The 17009-nt window shown below is 70.3% G+C and carries 16 protein-coding genes; 11 read left to right on the forward strand and 5 right to left on the reverse strand.

From position 1 onward, the window contains the following. Positions 1–6: 6 nt before the first annotated feature. Positions 7–879, forward strand: coding sequence for an NAD(+) diphosphatase (gene nudC / locus KV100_RS15120; protein WP_308291456.1), 873 nt, complete (start codon positions 7–9; stop codon positions 877–879). A gap of 10 nt (positions 880–889) precedes the next feature. Here the strand turns inward: nudC and KV100_RS15125 are convergent, their stop codons facing one another. Next, positions 890–1141, reverse strand: coding sequence for a mycoredoxin (locus KV100_RS15125; RefSeq protein WP_220343927.1), 252 nt, complete (start codon positions 1139–1141; stop codon positions 890–892). A gap of 125 nt (positions 1142–1266) precedes the next feature. Here KV100_RS15125 and KV100_RS15130 point away from each other — a divergent pair, with 125 nt between their 5' ends. The 3 genes from KV100_RS15130 (at position 1267) to KV100_RS15140 (ending at position 4001) form a co-directional block, all read left to right on the forward strand. Then, complete coding sequence (locus KV100_RS15130; RefSeq protein WP_220343928.1) at positions 1267–3324, forward strand: ATP-dependent DNA helicase UvrD2; 2058 nt, start codon at positions 1267–1269, stop codon at positions 3322–3324. A gap of 117 nt (positions 3325–3441) precedes the next feature. Continuing rightward, positions 3442–3609 (forward strand): hypothetical protein, encoded by a 168-nt coding sequence (locus KV100_RS15135; protein ID WP_220343929.1) that lies wholly within the window; start codon positions 3442–3444, stop codon positions 3607–3609. 122 nt (positions 3610–3731) lie between these two features. After that, positions 3732–4001, forward strand: coding sequence for a WhiB family transcriptional regulator (locus tag KV100_RS15140; RefSeq protein WP_220343930.1), 270 nt, complete (start codon positions 3732–3734; stop codon positions 3999–4001). A gap of 156 nt (positions 4002–4157) precedes the next feature. Here KV100_RS15140 and KV100_RS15145 read toward each other — a convergent pair whose 3' ends face one another. Next, positions 4158–5510, reverse strand: coding sequence for an AarF/ABC1/UbiB kinase family protein (locus KV100_RS15145; RefSeq protein WP_220343931.1), 1353 nt, complete (start codon positions 5508–5510; stop codon positions 4158–4160). Further along, a complete protein-coding gene (locus KV100_RS15150) occupies positions 5507–6466 on the reverse strand; it encodes a hypothetical protein (protein ID WP_220343932.1) in 960 nt (319 codons plus the stop codon). Before KV100_RS15150 ends, KV100_RS15145 begins: the two co-directional genes overlap by 4 nt. A gap of 431 nt (positions 6467–6897) precedes the next feature. Here KV100_RS15150 and KV100_RS15155 point away from each other — a divergent pair, with 431 nt between their 5' ends. Beyond that, positions 6898–7455, forward strand: a complete 558-nt coding sequence (locus KV100_RS15155; RefSeq protein ID WP_220343933.1) for a M48 family metallopeptidase — start codon at positions 6898–6900, stop codon at positions 7453–7455. Positions 7456–7543: 88 nt separating this feature from the next. Then, positions 7544–9445 (forward strand): bifunctional UDP-sugar hydrolase/5'-nucleotidase, encoded by a 1902-nt coding sequence (locus KV100_RS15160; protein WP_220343934.1) that lies wholly within the window; start codon positions 7544–7546, stop codon positions 9443–9445. Here KV100_RS15160 and KV100_RS15165 read toward each other — a convergent pair. Next, the gene (locus KV100_RS15165; RefSeq protein ID WP_220343935.1) at positions 9435–10007 is read right to left on the reverse strand and encodes an NUDIX domain-containing protein; all 573 of its coding nucleotides are present in this window, start codon (positions 10005–10007) and stop codon (positions 9435–9437) included. The two genes, KV100_RS15160 and KV100_RS15165, sit on opposite strands and share 11 nt — an antisense overlap. Beyond that, complete coding sequence (locus KV100_RS15170) at positions 10004–11539, reverse strand: zinc-dependent metalloprotease (RefSeq protein ID WP_220343936.1); 1536 nt, start codon at positions 11537–11539, stop codon at positions 10004–10006. Before KV100_RS15170 ends, KV100_RS15165 begins: the two co-directional genes overlap by 4 nt. 47 nt (positions 11540–11586) lie before the next feature. Here KV100_RS15170 and KV100_RS15175 point away from each other — a divergent pair, with 47 nt between their 5' ends. From KV100_RS15175 to KV100_RS15195, 5 genes are read left to right on the forward strand one after another with little or no spacing between them, the layout of a single operon-like run. Next, on the forward strand, positions 11587–12012 hold the full coding sequence (locus tag KV100_RS15175) for a molybdenum cofactor biosynthesis protein MoaE (protein WP_220343937.1): 426 nt from the start codon (positions 11587–11589) through the stop codon (positions 12010–12012). Between the two features lie 58 nt (positions 12013–12070). Continuing rightward, entirely contained in the window at positions 12071–12334 is a 264-nt protein-coding gene (locus KV100_RS15180; protein WP_220343961.1) for a hypothetical protein, read from the forward strand. A gap of 10 nt (positions 12335–12344) precedes the next feature. Then, complete coding sequence (locus KV100_RS15185; RefSeq protein WP_220343938.1) at positions 12345–13394, forward strand: PDZ domain-containing protein; 1050 nt, start codon at positions 12345–12347, stop codon at positions 13392–13394. Then, on the forward strand, positions 13385–13906 hold the full coding sequence (locus tag KV100_RS15190) for a PPA1309 family protein (protein WP_220343939.1): 522 nt from the start codon (positions 13385–13387) through the stop codon (positions 13904–13906). The genes KV100_RS15185 and KV100_RS15190 overlap by 10 nt, the downstream gene beginning before the upstream one ends. A 60-nt stretch (positions 13907–13966) precedes the next feature. After that, entirely contained in the window at positions 13967–16906 is a 2940-nt protein-coding gene (locus KV100_RS15195) for a UPF0182 family protein (protein ID WP_220343940.1), read from the forward strand. The last annotated feature ends 103 nt before the right edge of the window (positions 16907–17009 follow it).

Genomic DNA, 17009 nt, shown 5'->3' on the forward strand with positions numbered 1-17009 from the left:
CGAGGGGTGACCGACCACCTGACGTTCGCCGACGGCGCCTACAACCGGCACTCGGAGAGACGGGTCGACGACGGGTTCATGGACACGCTGTGGTCCGACCCCAAGACCAAGGTGCTCCTGGTCGGAGGTGAGCACGTCTCTGCCGACGACAACACGCTGGTGTGGCGCAGCGCCGCCGAGGTGCCCGAGGGCGACCGTCTCTATCTGGGGACCGTCGACGGGACGGAGCACGCGGCCGTCATGCTCGAACGCGTCCCCCCGCCCGCCCGCGCGCTTCGGTCGCTGGCCACCGAGCTCGGCACTGCCCAGGCACGGCTCGCGGTGCACGCGGTCGGGGTCGCGCAGTGGCACCGGACCCATCCCCGCTGCTCGCGCTGCGGCGCGGCGACGGACGTCCGCGAGGGCGGCCACGTCCGCCGGTGCCCGCAGTGCGGTGCAACGCACTTCCCGCGCACGGACCCCGCGGTCATCATGCTCATCACCGACGACGCCGACCGCGCGCTGCTCGGCCGTCGCCCCGAGTGGCCAGAGGGTCGCTACTCCACGCTCGCCGGCTTCGTCGAGCCCGGCGAGTCGCTCGAGGACGCGGTCCGACGCGAGACGCTCGAGGAGACCGACATCGAGGTGGGAGAGGTCTCGTACGCGGCGAGCCAGCCGTGGCCCTTCCCGTCGAGCCTGATGCTGGGGTTCTTCGGCCGTGCCCGGACCACCGAGGTCACCGTCGACGGCACGGAGACCACGGACGCGCGGTGGTTCAGCCGCGAGGACGTCCGGGTGCTGACACTCTCCGGAGAGCTCGTCCTGCCCGGGGGAGTCTCCATCTCGCGTTGGCTGATCGAGCGCTGGTACGGCGTGCCCCTGACCGGCTCCTGGGGCTGACCGCCGCCGGTCAGGCGTCGATGGTCGCGAGCTGGGCCTTGACCTGGGCCACCGACGGGTTCGTCAGTGCGCTCCCGTCGGCGAAGACCAGGGTCGGGACGGTCTGGTTGCCGCCGTTGGCCTGGGCGACCACCAGGGCAGCGTCCTCGTCCTGCTCGATGTCGACCTCCTCGAACGCGATGCCCTCCCGCTCGAGCTGGCCCTTGAGCCGCTTGCAGTAGCCGCACCAGGGCGTCGAGTACATCGTGAACGTGGCCGACATGTGTGTCCTTCTCTCCGATTACGCTGGGGGTGGCAGCGTTCGCCGGGTCTGAGACCGGCGCTCGCCACCAAGTTTATGGCGCCTACGCGCCCGCCCCAATCGCACGACCACCCCCGAGGAGATCCGTGCCGTCCGCCGACAGCCTGCTCGACGCCCTTGACCCCGAGCAGCGCGAGGTCGCTCTCGCTCTGCGCGGACCGGTGTGCGTGATCGCCGGCGCTGGGACGGGCAAGACGCGAGCGATCACGCACCGCATCGCCTACGGGGCGTCGACAGGGGTCTACAAGACGACCGAGGTGCTGGCGGTGACCTTCACGGCGCGTGCCGCGGGGGAGATGCGCGGTCGCCTGCGACAGCTCGGCGCGGAGGGCGTCCAGGCACGGACGTTCCACGCGGCGGCGCTGCGCCAGATCGGCTACTTCTGGCCCCGGCTGTACGGCAACGGGCTTCCCCAGCTGATCGCGTCCAAGATCCCGCTCGTCGCCGAGGCCGCCAGACGGTGCCGTGTGCAGACCGACTCGGCGCTGCTGCGCGACCTCGCCGCGGAGATCGAGTGGGCCAAGGTGTCCAACGTCCGCCCCGACGACTACCCCCGGCTCGCCCCGCTGGCGCACCGCGGCCTCGACGCCGTCGACGACGCGACGGTCGCGCACGTGATGGCGGCCTATGAGGAGGTCAAGCGCGACCGCGGCCGCATGGACATGGAGGACGTGCTTCTCTGCACGGTCTCGATGCTGGCCGAGCACGAGAGAGTGGCCGCCGAGATCCGCCGCCAGTACCGCTGGCTGGTCGTCGACGAGTACCAGGACGTCAACCCGTTGCAGGCCGCGCTCCTCGAGCAGTGGCTCGGCGGGCGGCACGACATCTGCGTCGTCGGCGACCCCCTGCAGACGATCTACTCCTTCGCGGGTGCCTCCCCGAAGCACCTCAACGAGTTCTCGAAGCACCATCCCGGCACCCAGCGCATCGAACTCGTGCGCAACTACCGCTCGACACCCCAGGTCGTCGCGGCTGCCAACGCCGTGTTCAGCCGTGGACGGCGCGACGGCGTGGTCCTCAGAGCGCAGCGCGAGCCCGGTCCCGCCGTGACCTACGCGTCCTACTCCGACGAGGTCGCCGAGGCCGAGTCGGTCGCGGCGCAGATCCTCCAGCTCCGAGAGGGCGGCACGTCGCTGCGCGACATGGCGATCCTCTTCCGGACCAACGCGCAGTCCGAGGCCTACGAGGAGGCGCTCGCCGCCCGCAACCTCGCGTATGTCGTGCGTGGTGTCGAGAGGTTCTTCGACCGTGCGGAGGTGCGTCAGGCGGTCACCCTGCTGCGCGGGCAGGCTCGCGGCGGCGATGCGGGGGAGGAGGGCCTCGTATCCGACGTGCGCACCGTGCTCGCCACGATGGGCTACACCGAGTCCGCACCGACGACAGCCGGCGCCCAGCGCGACAGGTGGGAGTCGCTGCATGCCGTGGTCTCGATGGCGGCCGACCTGCAGGCGGCGCGACCCGACGCCGACCTCACCGCTCTCGTCGACGACCTCGACCGACGGGCGAAGCACGCCCACGCCCCGATCGCCGAGGGCGTCACGCTGACGACGCTCCATGCGGCCAAGGGCCTCGAGTGGGACGCGGTGTTCCTGGTCGGGATGCAGGAGGGCACCGTCCCGATCGCCTATGCCACCGACGACGCCGGCGTGGAGGAGGAGCGACGGCTCTTCTACGTGGGGGTGACGCGTGCCCGCGACCGGCTGGAGATCTCCTGGTCTCTGGCACGCAACCCCGGGGGACGCGGAAACCGACGCCCGAGCCGGTTCCTCGACGGCCTGCGGCCGGCCGACGCGGAGCCGGTCGTGGGGGCCGGACGAAGCCGCCGCACACGCAAGGAGCGTTCGATCGCCCGCTGCCGCAGCTGCGACGCGGTCCTCACCACCGGCGCCGAGCGCAAGCTCGGGCGCTGTCTCGACTGCCCGTCCTCCTACGACGAGGACCTCTTCGAACGCCTCCGCGGGTGGCGCAGCGAGCAGGCGTCGGCCCAGAAGGTCCCCGCCTACGTGGTGTTCACCGACGCGACGCTGACGGCGATCGCCGAGGCGAGGCCCCGGGAGGAGACCGATCTCCTCAAGGTCCCCGGAGTCGGTCGCGCCAAGCTCGAGAAGTACGGCGCCGACGTCCTGGCACTCTGCGAGGCGTGACGGACGCGAGATAAATTATCGAAAACTTGGCAATAATTGGTTTGCGCCTTGTCGCAAGGGCGCCATAGAGTCTTGCTTCGTCAGCCCGATCGACCTGAGAGAGGAGCGTGCATCGTCATGGGCAGCATCAAGAACCTCGGCGGCGCCGACGTCTGTGACGTCGCTGCCGTTGCGACGCGCACGCGATACCTCGGGTGGCTCATGCCGTCCTTCGTCGCCGCGTCGCCGAATGCCGACATCCACCAGTCCTTGGGATCTGCTCGCCGGAGTCCTGACTCGACCTAACCGTCGATCAGACGCCACACAGGCCGCGGAACCCACACCAGGGATCCGCGGCCTTCCTGTCGTTCCCGACAGAGACCGTGTTGCCCACCACCAGCAACCATCTCTCATTCTCAGGAGAAACCATGACGACCGCCGTGCTCGAGCACGAGGTGCAGCACACGTCGATCCCGTGTCGTACCCGCGACCCCGAGCTCTGGTTCGCCGAGACACCGATGGGTGTCGAGGACGCAAAAGCACTCTGCCTCGAGTGCCCGATCCGCCGCGAGTGCCTGGCAGGGGCGCTCGAGCGCGGGGAGCCGTGGGGGGTGTGGGGTGGCGAGCTCTTCTTGAAGGGCACCGTCATCCCCCGCAAGCGGCCGCGGGGACGCCCTCGCAAGGACGCCGTCGCCTGACGGAGTCACCATGCCGAAGGAGAGCCCCGATGATCGAACGCCTCGTACGCGTTGCGTACGGCGTGCGCAGCCGGATCGCCCGGATGCTGTAGCTGCCAGACCACGGAGACGGGCAGCATCCCACCGGATGCTGCCCGTCCCTCGTGTCGGGCGAGGTCAGTCGGCGAAGCCGGGGAGGCTCTCCTCGAGGATCCCGCGGAAGGGCGCCGTGGCATCGAGCTGGCTGAGAATGGCCAGGCCGCCGCTCCAGACCCGGTGGATCAGCAGGTATGACGGCGGCAGGTTGATCTTCATCGCGGTCCCGAGCCCTTCTCGCGCGGGCCGCGACACCCGCTGGGCCTGCTCGCGCATCCACTCACGGCTGAACGTGAAGACCTCGTGGCGTGCAGGCTCGACGAACGGCTCGAGGTAGGACCGGATGATCTCCTCGTCGATGCGCACCCCGGGCTTGATGAACCCCTCCTCACGGAGTCCGTCCACCACGGTCGCGTAGTCGTCGTCGACCGCAGCGCGCAGCAGACGTCCGATCACCGGCGGGAGACCGCCGGGGACGCGAGCGACCGCGCCGTAGTCCACGACCCCGAGTCGTCCGTCGTCAAGGATCCGGTAGTTGCCGGGGTGCGGGTCGGCGTGCAGCATGCCGACCCTTCTCGGCCCGGCGAAGAGGAAGCGTGCGAAGAGCTCGCCGTAGTGGTCGCGCTCGCTCGGCAGGCCGTCGGAGATGATCTGGGCGAGCGACGCCTTGGACTCCATCCATGTCGTGACGAGGATGGTCTCGGTGTGCGCCACGACGTCGGGGACGACGATCTGCGGGTCGTCGGCGAAGGCTGCGGCGAACGCACGTTGCGCCTCTGCCTCGAGGCCGTAGTCGAGCTCTTCGCGGACCCGTTCGGCCAGTTCCTCCGCGAGCGGTTTGACGTCGATGGAGGGGAACGCGACGGCGAAGAGACGGCTCAGCCGACCGATCTGGCGCAGGTCCGACCGCATCGCCGCCGCGGCACCGGGGTATTGCACCTTGACCGCGACCTCGCGGCCGTCGAACCAACGGCCACGGTGGACCTGACCGATGGAGGCCGCGGCAGCCGGTGTGTCGTCGAGCTCGACCAGCTGCTCACGCCACCTCGGCCCCAGCTCGCCGGCGAAGATCCTGTGCACCGTCTTGACGGGCATCGGCGGGGCGTCGTCCTGGAGCCGGACGAACGCCTCGCGGTACGGCTCCATGAGCTCCGGCGGGACCGCCGCCTCGTACACGCTCATCGCCTGGCCGAACTTCATCGCGCCGCCCTTGAGCTCACCGAGAACGGCGAAGATCTGCTCGGCGGTGCGGAGCTGCACCTCGGTGAGAACCGCGTTGGCAGGGGCGCCGACCAGGCGGCGTCCCATGCCGACGGTGGTGCGGCCGGCGAAGCCGATCGGCAGCGAGGCGAGCTTGACCGCTCGCGAGAACGACCCGTGGGGGACGGCCGAGCCGCGGCCGTCGTCGTCGGGCGTGTCTGGACCGTCGGTCATGCTGTCATTCTGACACCCCGCGCCACACGCACGCGGGGATCGAACCCGTCGCCCGCGGTGAGGATCTGGCACGGACAGTCGGGCTGCAGCGCGACGGCGGTCACCGCGCCGACCTGGACTCCCGGTCCGAGGACCTGGACCGCGCCCTCGGCAGCCGACGGTCGTCCGTCGCAGAAGGCCAGGACCAGACCCGCCAGGTGCACGGCGACCCGATATCCGGTGAGCGTGTCGAGCGCGTGCGGGTGGGTCGCCGGGGCCTGGGCGATCGGTCGGGCGAGCTGCTCGAGGACGAACGGCCAGGTCGGCTCGTAGCCGGCACGGTCGACGTCGTCGCACCGGACGCAGGGCGTCAGCCCTGGGCGTACGAGCGGGCCGACACGCACGCGATCGGCCTCGCAGACCACGGGCAGATGAGCCACGCCCTCCCCGGTGAGGACGTCGAAGGCCTCACGCGGGCTCGGTCCCGCCGACGTCACCACGACGAGAGCGGGAGCACCCTGGGCGCCGATCGTGCCGACGAGGTCTGCGCCGGCCTCGCCGAGGATCTGACCCAGTCGACGAGCGAGATCCTCGGTCAGGCGGTCACCGACGATCTCGACGGGCGCCGCCGAGCGTGCGCGCAACCTGTCGGCCACCTGCTCGCGCGACTCCCCGCACGCTGCGAGAGCCCTGGCCTCACCCATCAGGGCGGCCCCGCCGACGTCGTCCCAGGTGCGGGCATCGAGCAGGGCCCCGGCCTCGAGCAGCGAGGCGGCTGCCTGCGCGACGACGGCCCGGGGCAGCTGGGAGGTCGCGGCGATCGTGTCGAGGTCGCGCGTGCCGTCGGCGCCCCGGAGGACGGCCGCGACGCCCTGGCGATCAGCGACGACGAGGGCGGCGCCGGCCACGGTGCCGATCTGGAGCGCTCTGGCACTGCGGCGCACGACGCTCGTGCCGGGTCGCAGGAGGGGCTTCATCGGGGGCTCCTCGGGCAGGTGGAAAGAGGGGGTCGATCCACCTTGCCCGAGGAACGGTGCGCAGCGAGGGCGTCGTCCACACGCGGACGGCAGTCCACAGGTCGCCGCACGAGTCGGTCCCGGCCAGTCGTCCGCCTGCCTTCCCCTAGCCGACGCCCGGCCTGACCAGCACCGACCCATCGACGCTACGGGCGACCCGCGCACCCGGCAACTCCATGCCGCGTGTCGTTGTCCACCCCTGTGGAAAAACCTGGGGATAGTCTGTGGGAACCGCCGGGTGTCGCTGTGGAAAGCGTGGGAGAACCGGTGCACAAGCCGGGGACAGGGGGGCCTCTCTGAGGCGGCTGAGGCCTGCTGACCTGCCCGGACGCCGGTCACAGCCTTGTGGACGCAGCATTCATCCTCCCCGTCGCGGCGCGTACCGTGATCCCATGCCCGCCGCCCTCGACCGTGCTTCCACTCCCGGCGCCCCCGACCGGCCCCATGTCGAGATCCGCCGCAGCGCCCGTCGGCGCAAGTCCGTGCAGGCCTATCGCGACGGCTCCCGCATCGTGATCCTCATGCCGGCCGGCCTCTCGCACGCCGAGGAGCAGCGGTGGGTCGACACGATGGTCGCCAAGGTCGAGCGACGCGACCGGCGCGTCCACCGCGACGACGCCGCGCTGCATGCGCGCGCGGACGCGCTGAGTGCCCGATACCTGGGCGGCGCCGCCTGCCCGACGAGCGTGCGGTGGGTCGACAACCAGCGGCGGCGATGGGGCTCCTGCACACCGGAGGACGGCACCATCCGGCTGTCGAGCCGACTGCACGGCTTCCCGGAGTGGGTCGTCGACTACGTCCTCGTCCACGAGCTGGCCCACCTGCTGGTGCCGCACCACGGGCCCGAGTTCTGGGAGCACGTCGACCGCTATCCCTGCACGGAGCGTGCCCGCGGGTTCCTCGAGGGTGTCGTCGCGGGAGCTGGTTGGAAGGACGTGCCCGAGATCTGACCAGATCACGTCACGTTCTGACGAGGCGCTCGCGGGATGGTCGCGCGACGATGAGCAGGTCCCGATGCGCTCGCCCCGAGGAGTGTCCATGACCCCGACGCCGTCCCCCGAGCAACCAGCCCGGCAACCAGCTCAGACCACCGGAGGGCGGACACCGGCCGCGCTCCGCCGCCGTACGGTGCTCAGCGGGTCAGCCGCGGCCGCGGCCCTGGCCGCAGCCGGGTACGCCGCGCCGTCTGCTGCCGCCCACGGCCGGCGGCCCGGACACGGGCGTGACACCGCCACCTTCACCGTGCTCGGCACGACCGACCTCCACGGCAACGTCTTCAACTGGGACTACTTCAAGAACGCCGAATACACCGACTCCGCGCAGAACGACATCGGCCTCGCCAAGATCTCGACGCTGGTCGACGCGATGCGACAGCACCACAGCTCACCGTGCCCGCTGCTCATCGACGCCGGCGACACGATCCAGGGGACGTCCCTGGCCTACTACTACGCCAGGATCGAGCCGATCGGCCGGCGTGTGGTCCACCCGATGGCGCGCGCGATGAATGCGATCGGCTACGACGCCGCCGCGCTCGGCAACCACGAGTTCAACTACGGTCTCCCTCTCCTGCGCACGTTCGAACGACAGTGCGACTTCCCTCTGCTCGGTGCCAACGCGCAGGACGCGGCGACCGGGCTCCCGGTCTTCCCGCCGTTCGTCATCAAGCGGGTCCGCGTCGGACGCCACACCGTCCGGGTCGGCATCCTCGGTCTGACCAACCCCGGCATCGCGATCTGGGACAAGGCCAACGTGGAGGGACGGTTGGTCTTCCCCGGGCTGGTCGAGGTGGCGAAGCACTGGGTTCCCAGGATGCGCCGAGCGGGTGCCGACGTGGTGATCGTCTCCGCGCACTCCGGAGCCGACACCTCGTCCTCGTACGGTGACGCGCTCCCGTGGCCGGAGAACGCCTCGACCCTCCTCGCGCAGGAGGTGCCCGGCATCGACGCGATCCTCGTCGGGCACGCTCATGTGGAGATCGCGCAACGGACCGTGACGAACACGCAGACCGGCAGGGAGGTCGTCCTCACCGAGCCGCTGCGTTGGGGGATGCGTCTGTCGGCGATCGACGTGACGGTCAGGCGTCGGCGCCGCGGCCCCGGCTACGAGGTCGTCGGCGTCACGTCGCAGGTCCTCAACGCCAACACGGTCGACGAGGACCCTCGGATCGTGAGGCTGCTCCAGGCCGACCACGACAAGGTCATCACGTACGTCAACTCCGTCATCGGTTCGGCGCTGACGTCGATGTCGGCGGCGACGGCGCCGTGGGAGGACACCGCGGCGATCGACTTCATCAACTACGTGCAGGCGGACGCGGTCAAGAAGGCGATCGCAGGCACGCCCGAGGCAGCTCTGCCGGTGCTCAGCATCGCCGCGCCGTTCAACCGTGCCGCCGCGATCCCGGCGGGGGAGGTCTCGGTGCGCGACGTGGCCGGCCTCTACATCTACGACAACACGCTGCTCGGCATCGTCCTGACAGGCGCTGAGGTTCATGCCTATCTCGAGTTCTCGGCACGCTACTTCAAGCCCGTGACGGCCCCCGGCCCGGTGCCGTCGAGCGCGGTCACCAATGCCGTCACCGACACGGCACCCAACGGCACGCCCGACTACAACTACGACATCATGGGCGGCCTCGACGCCCCGCTCACGTACGACGTCGACCTCTCGCGACCCGTCGGGTCGCGCATCGTCGGACTCGCGTACGACGGCACTCCCGTCAGCGACGACCAGCGGTTCGTCGTCGCGATCAACAACTACCGGCAGTCGGGGGGCGGCAACTTCCCGGGTGTCACGACAGCACCGGTCGTCTACAACGCCCAGGTCGAGATCCGGCAGCTGATCATCGACTGGGTGAGTGAGGTCGGCTCCATCGATCCCGCGGTCTTCGCGTCGGTCGACTGGCGCCTGGTCTACGCGGGGACACCGATCACGGTCACGCCCTAGGAGGGGTGGGACCCAGGTCGGCCGCCCTCAGTCGTCTGCGTGCCGCGATCACCAGCGCGCGTACGGAGTCGTCGGTCTCAGGGAGCGCGTCCACGTCGAACCAGGCGAGATCGAGCGACTCCGCACTGATCGCCGGCACGGCGTCGACGGGCGCCGTGGCGAGCATCTGGACGTCGAGGTGCTCGGCATCGGCGCGACCACCGCACGAGAGCGTGTGGCGGTCGAGCCGCAGCGGCACCGGATCGACCCGCAGCGAAGCGATGCCGGACTCCTCGGTGGCCTCGCGGAGAGCAGCAGCTCGCACGCTCGCGTCACCGTCCTCGCAGTGCCCCCCGGTCTGCAACCACCGCCGCAGACGACGGTGCAGTGTCAGCAGCACCCGTGTCCCGTCGTCGGTGATGACGATCGCGCTCGCCGTCAGGTGCTGCGGGAGGCAGCTGCGCTCCATGGCGTCGGGATGGGACTGCAGGTGCGTCAGGTAGCTCGCACGCATCGCGGCCTGCCGGTCGTCGGGAGCAGCCCAGCCGGCGAGGAGCTGGTACGCGTCGGCGTGCAGGCTCAACGGGCGGTGCCCGAGCTCGGACCCTCGCCCTCGCCCGTGTCGCCTTCGCTCGTGTCGCCTTCGCTCGTGTCGCCTTCGCTCGGGTCCTCGGCACCGCGAGCCGGAGTAGCGCCGTCGCTGCCGCCCTCGAGCAGGTCGGCGAGAGCGGCATCGAAGTCGGCGTCACCGCTGCCCTGGGCCGGGTCCTTCTCGTCGTAGGCGAAGCCGAGCGGATCGTCGAGGTCGGCGGCCGTGGGCATCAGGTCGGGGTGCGACCACACGGCGTCGCGTGCCTCGGCGCCCCGATGGTCGCGCAGCGCGGCCCAGAGCGCGGCGGCGTCGCGCAACCGGCGCGGGCGGAGGTCGAGACCGACCAACGAGGCGAACGTCTGCTCGGCCGGGCCCCCGGCGGCACGGCGTCGCCGCATGGCCTCGCGCAGTGCCGGTGCGCTCGGCATCCGACCGTCGGTCGCCTGGGTGACGACCTCGTCGACCCACCCCTCGATGAACGCGAGCAGCGCCTCGAGCCGGTCGAGCACCGCCTGCTGCTGCGGGGTGCGCTCGGGCTCGAACAGTCCACCCTCGAGCGCCTCCTGGGCGGACGCGAGGTTGGTCGGGTCGAGACCGCGCATCTTCTCCTCGATCGAGGAGACGTCGATGCTCGTCCCGCGGCCGTACTCATCGATCGTCGACAGCAGGCGCCCCCGCAGCCACGGCGCGTGGGCGAAGAGCCGCTGGTGCGCGCACTCGCGCAGGGCCGCGTAGAGGAACACGTCGGTGTCGGTCTGGTCCAGACCCTCGCCGAACGCGCGGACGTTGGAGGGGAGAAGGGCGGACACACCCGACGGACCGAGGGGGAGGCCGACATCGGTGGTCGCGAGGACCTCGGTCGCGAGCGTCCCGATCGCCTGGCCGACCTGCGAGCCGAACATGGCGCCGCCGGCCTGGTTGAGGATGCCCACGAGCGGGCCGGCCATCGCCTTGGCCTCCTCGGGCAGGGCGTTCGACATCGCCGCGACCACATGCTCGGCGATCGGCTCCACCATCGCCCGCCAAGTGGGCATCGTCGACTCCACCCACTCCGACCGACTCCATGCAGCCGAGCGCATGGCGGCGGCGGGGATGTCGGTCGCGGTGTCCAGCCAGACCTCCGCGAGTCGCATCGCATCGTCCACAGCGGATGACTCGGTGCGCAGCGGCGACGGGTCGGGAGAGGCCGCCACCGTACGGCGGGCGACGTCGGTCGCGAGCTCCCAGTTGACCGCGCCGTCGTGCGGGGCGAACATGCGTTGCATCTGCTGCATCAGGAGGTTCATGTCGGGCATCTGCCCACCGCCGGTCCCGCCGAACATCTGCCCGAAGGGGCCGAAGAGGCCCTCCATCGGGGTGCCCGCGAACGGGTTGTCGCCAGACGGTGAGCCGGTGCCGCCCTGGGACGGGCCGGGCACCTTGCCGAAGCCGATGCCGTGGTCGGGCCCCTGGTCGCCACCGCTGGAGGTGCCCTCCGGGTCGTCGGGCATGTCGTCAGGGGTGCGCTCGGGCTCATCAGGCATGGTTCCAACGTACCCGTGAGGCTCGAACCGCCCTAGTCTTGTTCGCCATGAGCGATGTGGTCCGTCTGGTCGACGTGCGTGACGAGCCCCTGGACATCTCCGAGGTGTACGAGGCGGTGGCCGACGCCGGCGCCGGCGCCGTCGTGCTCTTCGTCGGGGCGGTGCGCGACCACGACGGCGACAAGGGGGTCGAGGGCCTTGCGTACTCGGCGCACTCCCGGGTCCTCCCGGTGCTGCGCGCGATCGCCGAGGAGGTCTCGGGGGGCACCGGCGTACGGGGAGTTGCGGTGGTGCACCGCGTCGGCGACCTCGACATCGGCGACCTCGCGGTCGTGACAGCGGTGGCGGCACCCCACCGGCCGGCGGCGTACGAGGTCAGCCGTGCGCTGGTCGAGCGGCTGAAGGCCGAGGTGCCGATCTGGAAGCACCAGCTCTTCGAGGACGGGAGCGACGAGTGGGTGGGGAGTCCCTAGGTCCCGACTCGCTGCGCTCGCTCGACCGGGGTGCGGCCGAGCCGCCTAGACTGGTGGCGTGAAGATCCTGCTGTGGTTGGCGGTGCCTCTCGCCGTCACCGCGCTCGCGATGCTGTGGGCGGCGTGGTACGGGCGTCGGGGTGCGGACGCGTCGCACGGCGTCGATCGTTCGGCCCGCTCCTGGGGCCCCGGTGATCCCGCGTACGCGCGGTTCAGCGACGCCGTCCAGCGGCCGCTGCCGGCCGCGGTCCACGCCCGCCAGTCGCCCCAGCCGCCCAGCGGCGTCGTCGTCCGTCGTGCCAAGCCCGAGTCAGGCCGGTGAGCACGCCCCGATGAGCCGCCGGACCTCTACCCTGGCTTCGGCCGGGCTCCTCGTGCTGACCCTGGTCGCGGTCGCTCTGCTGCTCCCCGTCCCGTACGTGACGATGCGCCCCGGGCCGACCGTCGACGTGCTGGGCGACTACGACGGCAAACCGGTCCTGGAGATCGAGGACGCCAAGACCTACCCGGCCGATGGTCAGATCCGCCTGACGACGGTGTCGGTGACGCGTGCCGACTCGCGCGTGAGCCTCCCGCAGGCGTTCATCGCCTACTTCAACCCCGAGGAGGCCGTGGTTCCGCGCGACCTCGTCTATCCGAAGGACCAGACCGCGGAGGAGTCGCGGCAGGAGAACGCCGCGCAGATGGCCAGCTCCAAGCTGACCTCCGAGGCTGCGGCGCTCACCCAGGCCGGGTACGACGTCGCGTCGGTCGTCGAGATCGCTGCGGTTTCCGAGGACGGCCCCTCGGCCGGCGTCCTCAAGGTCGACGACGTGCTGGTCAGCGTCGACGGTCAGAAGGTGACCGGCACCGACCAGGCGGTCAAGCTCGTGTCGTCCGCGCGGCCCGGCGCCGTCATCACTCTCGGCATCCGGCGCGACGCGTCGGACCAGACCGTCAAGGTGAGGTCCGAGGCAGCCCCCGACGACCCGAGCAAGGCGCGCATCGGGGTCAGCCTCGGCACCGATGTCGAGCTGCCGTTCCCCATCGCCAACAACCTGGGCGAGTCGATCGGCGGGCCGAGCGCCGGCCTCGTCTTCGCCCTCGCGCTGTACGACATGCTCACCCCCGGTGACCTGACCGACGGCACGACGATCGCCGGCACGGGCACCATCGACGCCGCCGGCGCGGTCGGCCCGATCGGCGGGATCCAGCAAAAGCTCGCCGGCGCGTCGTCTGCGGGGGCGAAGGTGTTCCTCGTCCCCGACGGCAACTGCGCCGAAGCGGCGGCGTCCGACGACTTCGACATGCGCCTGGTGCGTGTCAAGAAGCTCGCCGATGCCGTCGACGCGCTCGACAAGCTCTCCGACGACCCGAAGGCCACGGTTCCCACATGCAGCTGACACCCACGAACGCCCTGAGAGAGACCGCCCTCGAGATCGCCGAGGTGGCGCAGGCGGCCGGGTGGGACGCGCCCCCACGCCTGTACGCCCTGGTGCGCACGGCCGCGCTGGCCGCGGACGAGCCCGCGCTGGCCCGTGAGCTCGGGATCGGGCCCGACGACGTGGACGACTCGTTCACCGCGGTGGAGCAGGACGACCTGCCCGCAGAGCGCTCGTTCGAGGACTTCGTCACCGAGATCGTGTGGCCGCCGCAGGTCGACGGCACCGCCGTGGTGCTGGAGCGCCTCATGCTGCCTCCAGACGCCGAGGAGTCTCTGCCCGACGACGAGTCGACCGTGTCCGACTTCGTCGCCGAGCACCCCGATCGCCAGGAGGTCCGTCTGACCGTCGCGGTGACGAGGGACGGCCAGGCGCACTGCATCGTGGACGTGCGCGGCAGCGACGAGCTCGCCGAGGGGCCCGATCTGGTCCCCGGCCTGGTCTCGATGCTGCGACAGACCCTGCTGGACTGACCTGTCACACTTGCAGTCCGAAGACTGTTGTGCCTCGAGCACGACTACTGAAGGAGAGCTGTGAGCGAAGGATCCGCCGCTGCCCGACCTCGACCCGAGGTCGGACGACAGGGACGACGTGTCCTGATTCCCACCATCATCACGCTCGTGGCGCTGCTGTTCCTCGGTGCCATCTTCACGGGTGTGTGGACCGATCGCCTCTGGTTCCGGTCGGTCGACTACGGCTCGGTCTTCGCGACGATGCTGAGCACGCGGGTGCTGATGTTCGTCGTGTTCGGCGCGCTGTTCGCCGGCGTGGTGGTCCTCAACGTCTGGCTCGCCTACCGGTCGCGTCCCAAGACTCCAGGTCCGGTGCGCCCCAACGACCCGGTGGTCCGCTACCGCGAGGCCATCCACCCGCTGCGCAAGGTGGCGCTGATCGGCCTGGGCATCCTCCTGCTGGTCTTCGCCGGCTCCTCGGCCGCGGGGCAGTGGCGGACGTTCCTGATGTGGCGCAACGCGACGCCGTTCGGCAAGAACGACGAGACCTTCGGCCGCGACATCTCGTTCTTCGTCTTCGACTACCCGTGGCTGCGCTTCCTCACGGGCTTCGGATTCGCCCTGCTGATCGTCTCGGTGATCGCGGTGGCGGTCGTCTACTACATCTACGGCGGCATCGCGTTCTCGGGCAAGAACCGCAAGATCTCCCGGGCCACGCAGACCCACCTGTCGATCCTCATCGGCCTGATCATGCTGCTGAAGGCGTTCGCCTACTGGCTGGACCGCTTCGGGTTCTCGGTCGACAGTGGCAACCTGCTGACCGGCATCACCTACACCGACGCCAACGCGCGCATCCCCAGCAAGAACATCTTGATGGCGGTGTCGCTGCTGTGCGCGCTGCTCTTCTTCGCCAACGCGATCTGGCACAACTGGCTCCTCCCCGGCATCAGCCTGGCGCTCCTCGTGCTGACCTCGGTGCTGATCGGCGGCATCTGGCCGGCGATCATGCAGTCCTTCCAGGTCAAGCCGTCCGAGCCTGACAAGGAAGCCCCCTACATCGAGAAGAACATCACCGCCACGCGGGACGCATTCGGGATCGCGGGGGTCGAGAAGCAGAACTACAACGCGCAGACCGAGCTGACGCCCCAGCAGCTGACCGAGTCGGCGGAGTCGCGCGTGAGCACGCGCCTGCTCGATCCGACGCTGGTGTCTCCGGCGTTCGAGCAGCTCCAGCAGGTCCGCGGCTACTACAGCGTGCCGCCCACGCTGGACGTCGACCGTTACCAGCTCGAGGGCACCGACAACCCGCAGGACATCGTGATCGCGGCGCGCGAGCTCAACCTCGACGGTCTGCCGGCGAACCAGCGCAACTGGGCCAACGACCACACCGTCTACACCCACGGCTACGGCGTGATCGCAGCCCAGGGCAACCAGCGCGGCTCGCAGGGCGAGCCCGTCTGGGTCGAGCGCGACATCCCCCCGGTCGGCGAGCTCAAGCTCGACAAGCAGCCGCGGATCTACTTCGGCGAGAACTCTCCCTCGTACTCCATCGTCGGACGCCCCAAGAAGAATGCAAAGCCGATCGAGGTCGACATCCCGCGCGGCAACGGCACGACCGCCGAGGAGGAGGAGGCCGCGGGCGAGTCGCCGGCCGAGAACGTCACCCAGAACACGTACGACGGCAAGGGTGGCGTCGACATCGGCAGCGCGTTCAACAAGCTGCTCTACGCGGTGAAGTTCAGCGAGCCCAACATCGTGCTCTCGAACCGCGTCAACGAGAACTCCAAGATCCTGTACGACCGGCACCCGCGTGACCGGGTCGCCAAGGTGGCGCCGTGGCTCACGATCGACGGCGACCCGTACCCGGCGGTCGTGGACGGCCGCGTCGTGTGGATCGTCGACGGCTACACCACGAGCGACAACTACCCCTACTCCGAGAAGGTCTCGCTCGACGAGGCGACCTCGGACACGCTGACCGGCACCGGTGCGCAGGCGGTTCTGCCATCGGACCAGGTCAACTACATGCGCAACGCCGTCAAGGGCGTGGTGGACGCGTACGACGGGTCGGTCGACCTCTACCAGTGGGACACCGAGGACCCGGTGCTCAAGACCTGGATGAAGGTCTTCCCCGACACGGTCAAGCCGAAGTCGGAGATCTCGCCCGACCTGCTCGCGCACGTCCGCTACCCGGTCGACATGTTCAAGGTGCAGCGCAACATCCTCGGCGCGTACCACGTGACCGACCCGCAGACCTTCTACGAGGGTGGCGAGCGCTGGAAGATCCCGGAGGACCCGACGGCCAAGGGGTCGCTCCAGCCGCCCTACTACCTGTCGATCCAGCGTCCGGGCGAGGAGGACTCGCGGTTCTCGCTGACCAGCGTCTACCTGCCCAACAACCGCCAGAACCTCGCCTCGTTCGTGTCGGTGAACTCCGAGGCGAGCGACACCGAGAACTACGGCAAGATCCAGATCTTGCAGCTGGGTTCTGCCTCCACGGTGGACGGCCCCAACCAGATCGCCAACCGGTTCGAGGCCGACAGCAGGGTGTCGTCGGCGTTGCTGCCGTACAAGTCGGCCGGCACGAAGGTGCTCTTCGGCAACCTGTTGACGCTGCCGGTCGGCGAGGGACTGCTGTACGTCCAACCGGTCTACATCCGACGCAGCGCGACCGAGGGCTCGTATCCCGTCCTGCAGTTCGTCATCGCGTCGTTCGGCGAGGGGATCGGCTTCGGCCAGAACCTCGACGAGGCTCTGCGCGTCGCCCTCGGCATCGAGGGCGCCACGCCGCCGACGGACCAGGCCGACGGAGGCGACGGAGGAACGGCGCCGACACCGCAGAGTGTCGAGCAGCTGCTCCAGCAGGCCGACGCGGCCTACGACGCCGCACAGCAGGCGCTCGAGAAGGGCAACCTCGGCGAGTACCAGACCCAGGTCGAGAAGATGGCGGAGATCCTGGGCCGCGTGCGTGCGCAGGTGGGTGCCACACCGGCGACTCCGACGCCCACCCCTGACGGCGGCTGAGTCAGCGCCCGTCGATCGAACACGGCAGCGGGGGGGGGGCCCCCCCCCGGGGGGGGGGGCCCCCGTTGACGGGGGAGCCGCGGCCGGGGGGGGGGGGGCCCCC

Origin of the sequence: Mumia sp. zg.B21, assembly GCF_019550855.1 — a bacterium.
Lineage (GTDB): Bacteria > Actinomycetota > Actinomycetes > Propionibacteriales > Nocardioidaceae > Mumia.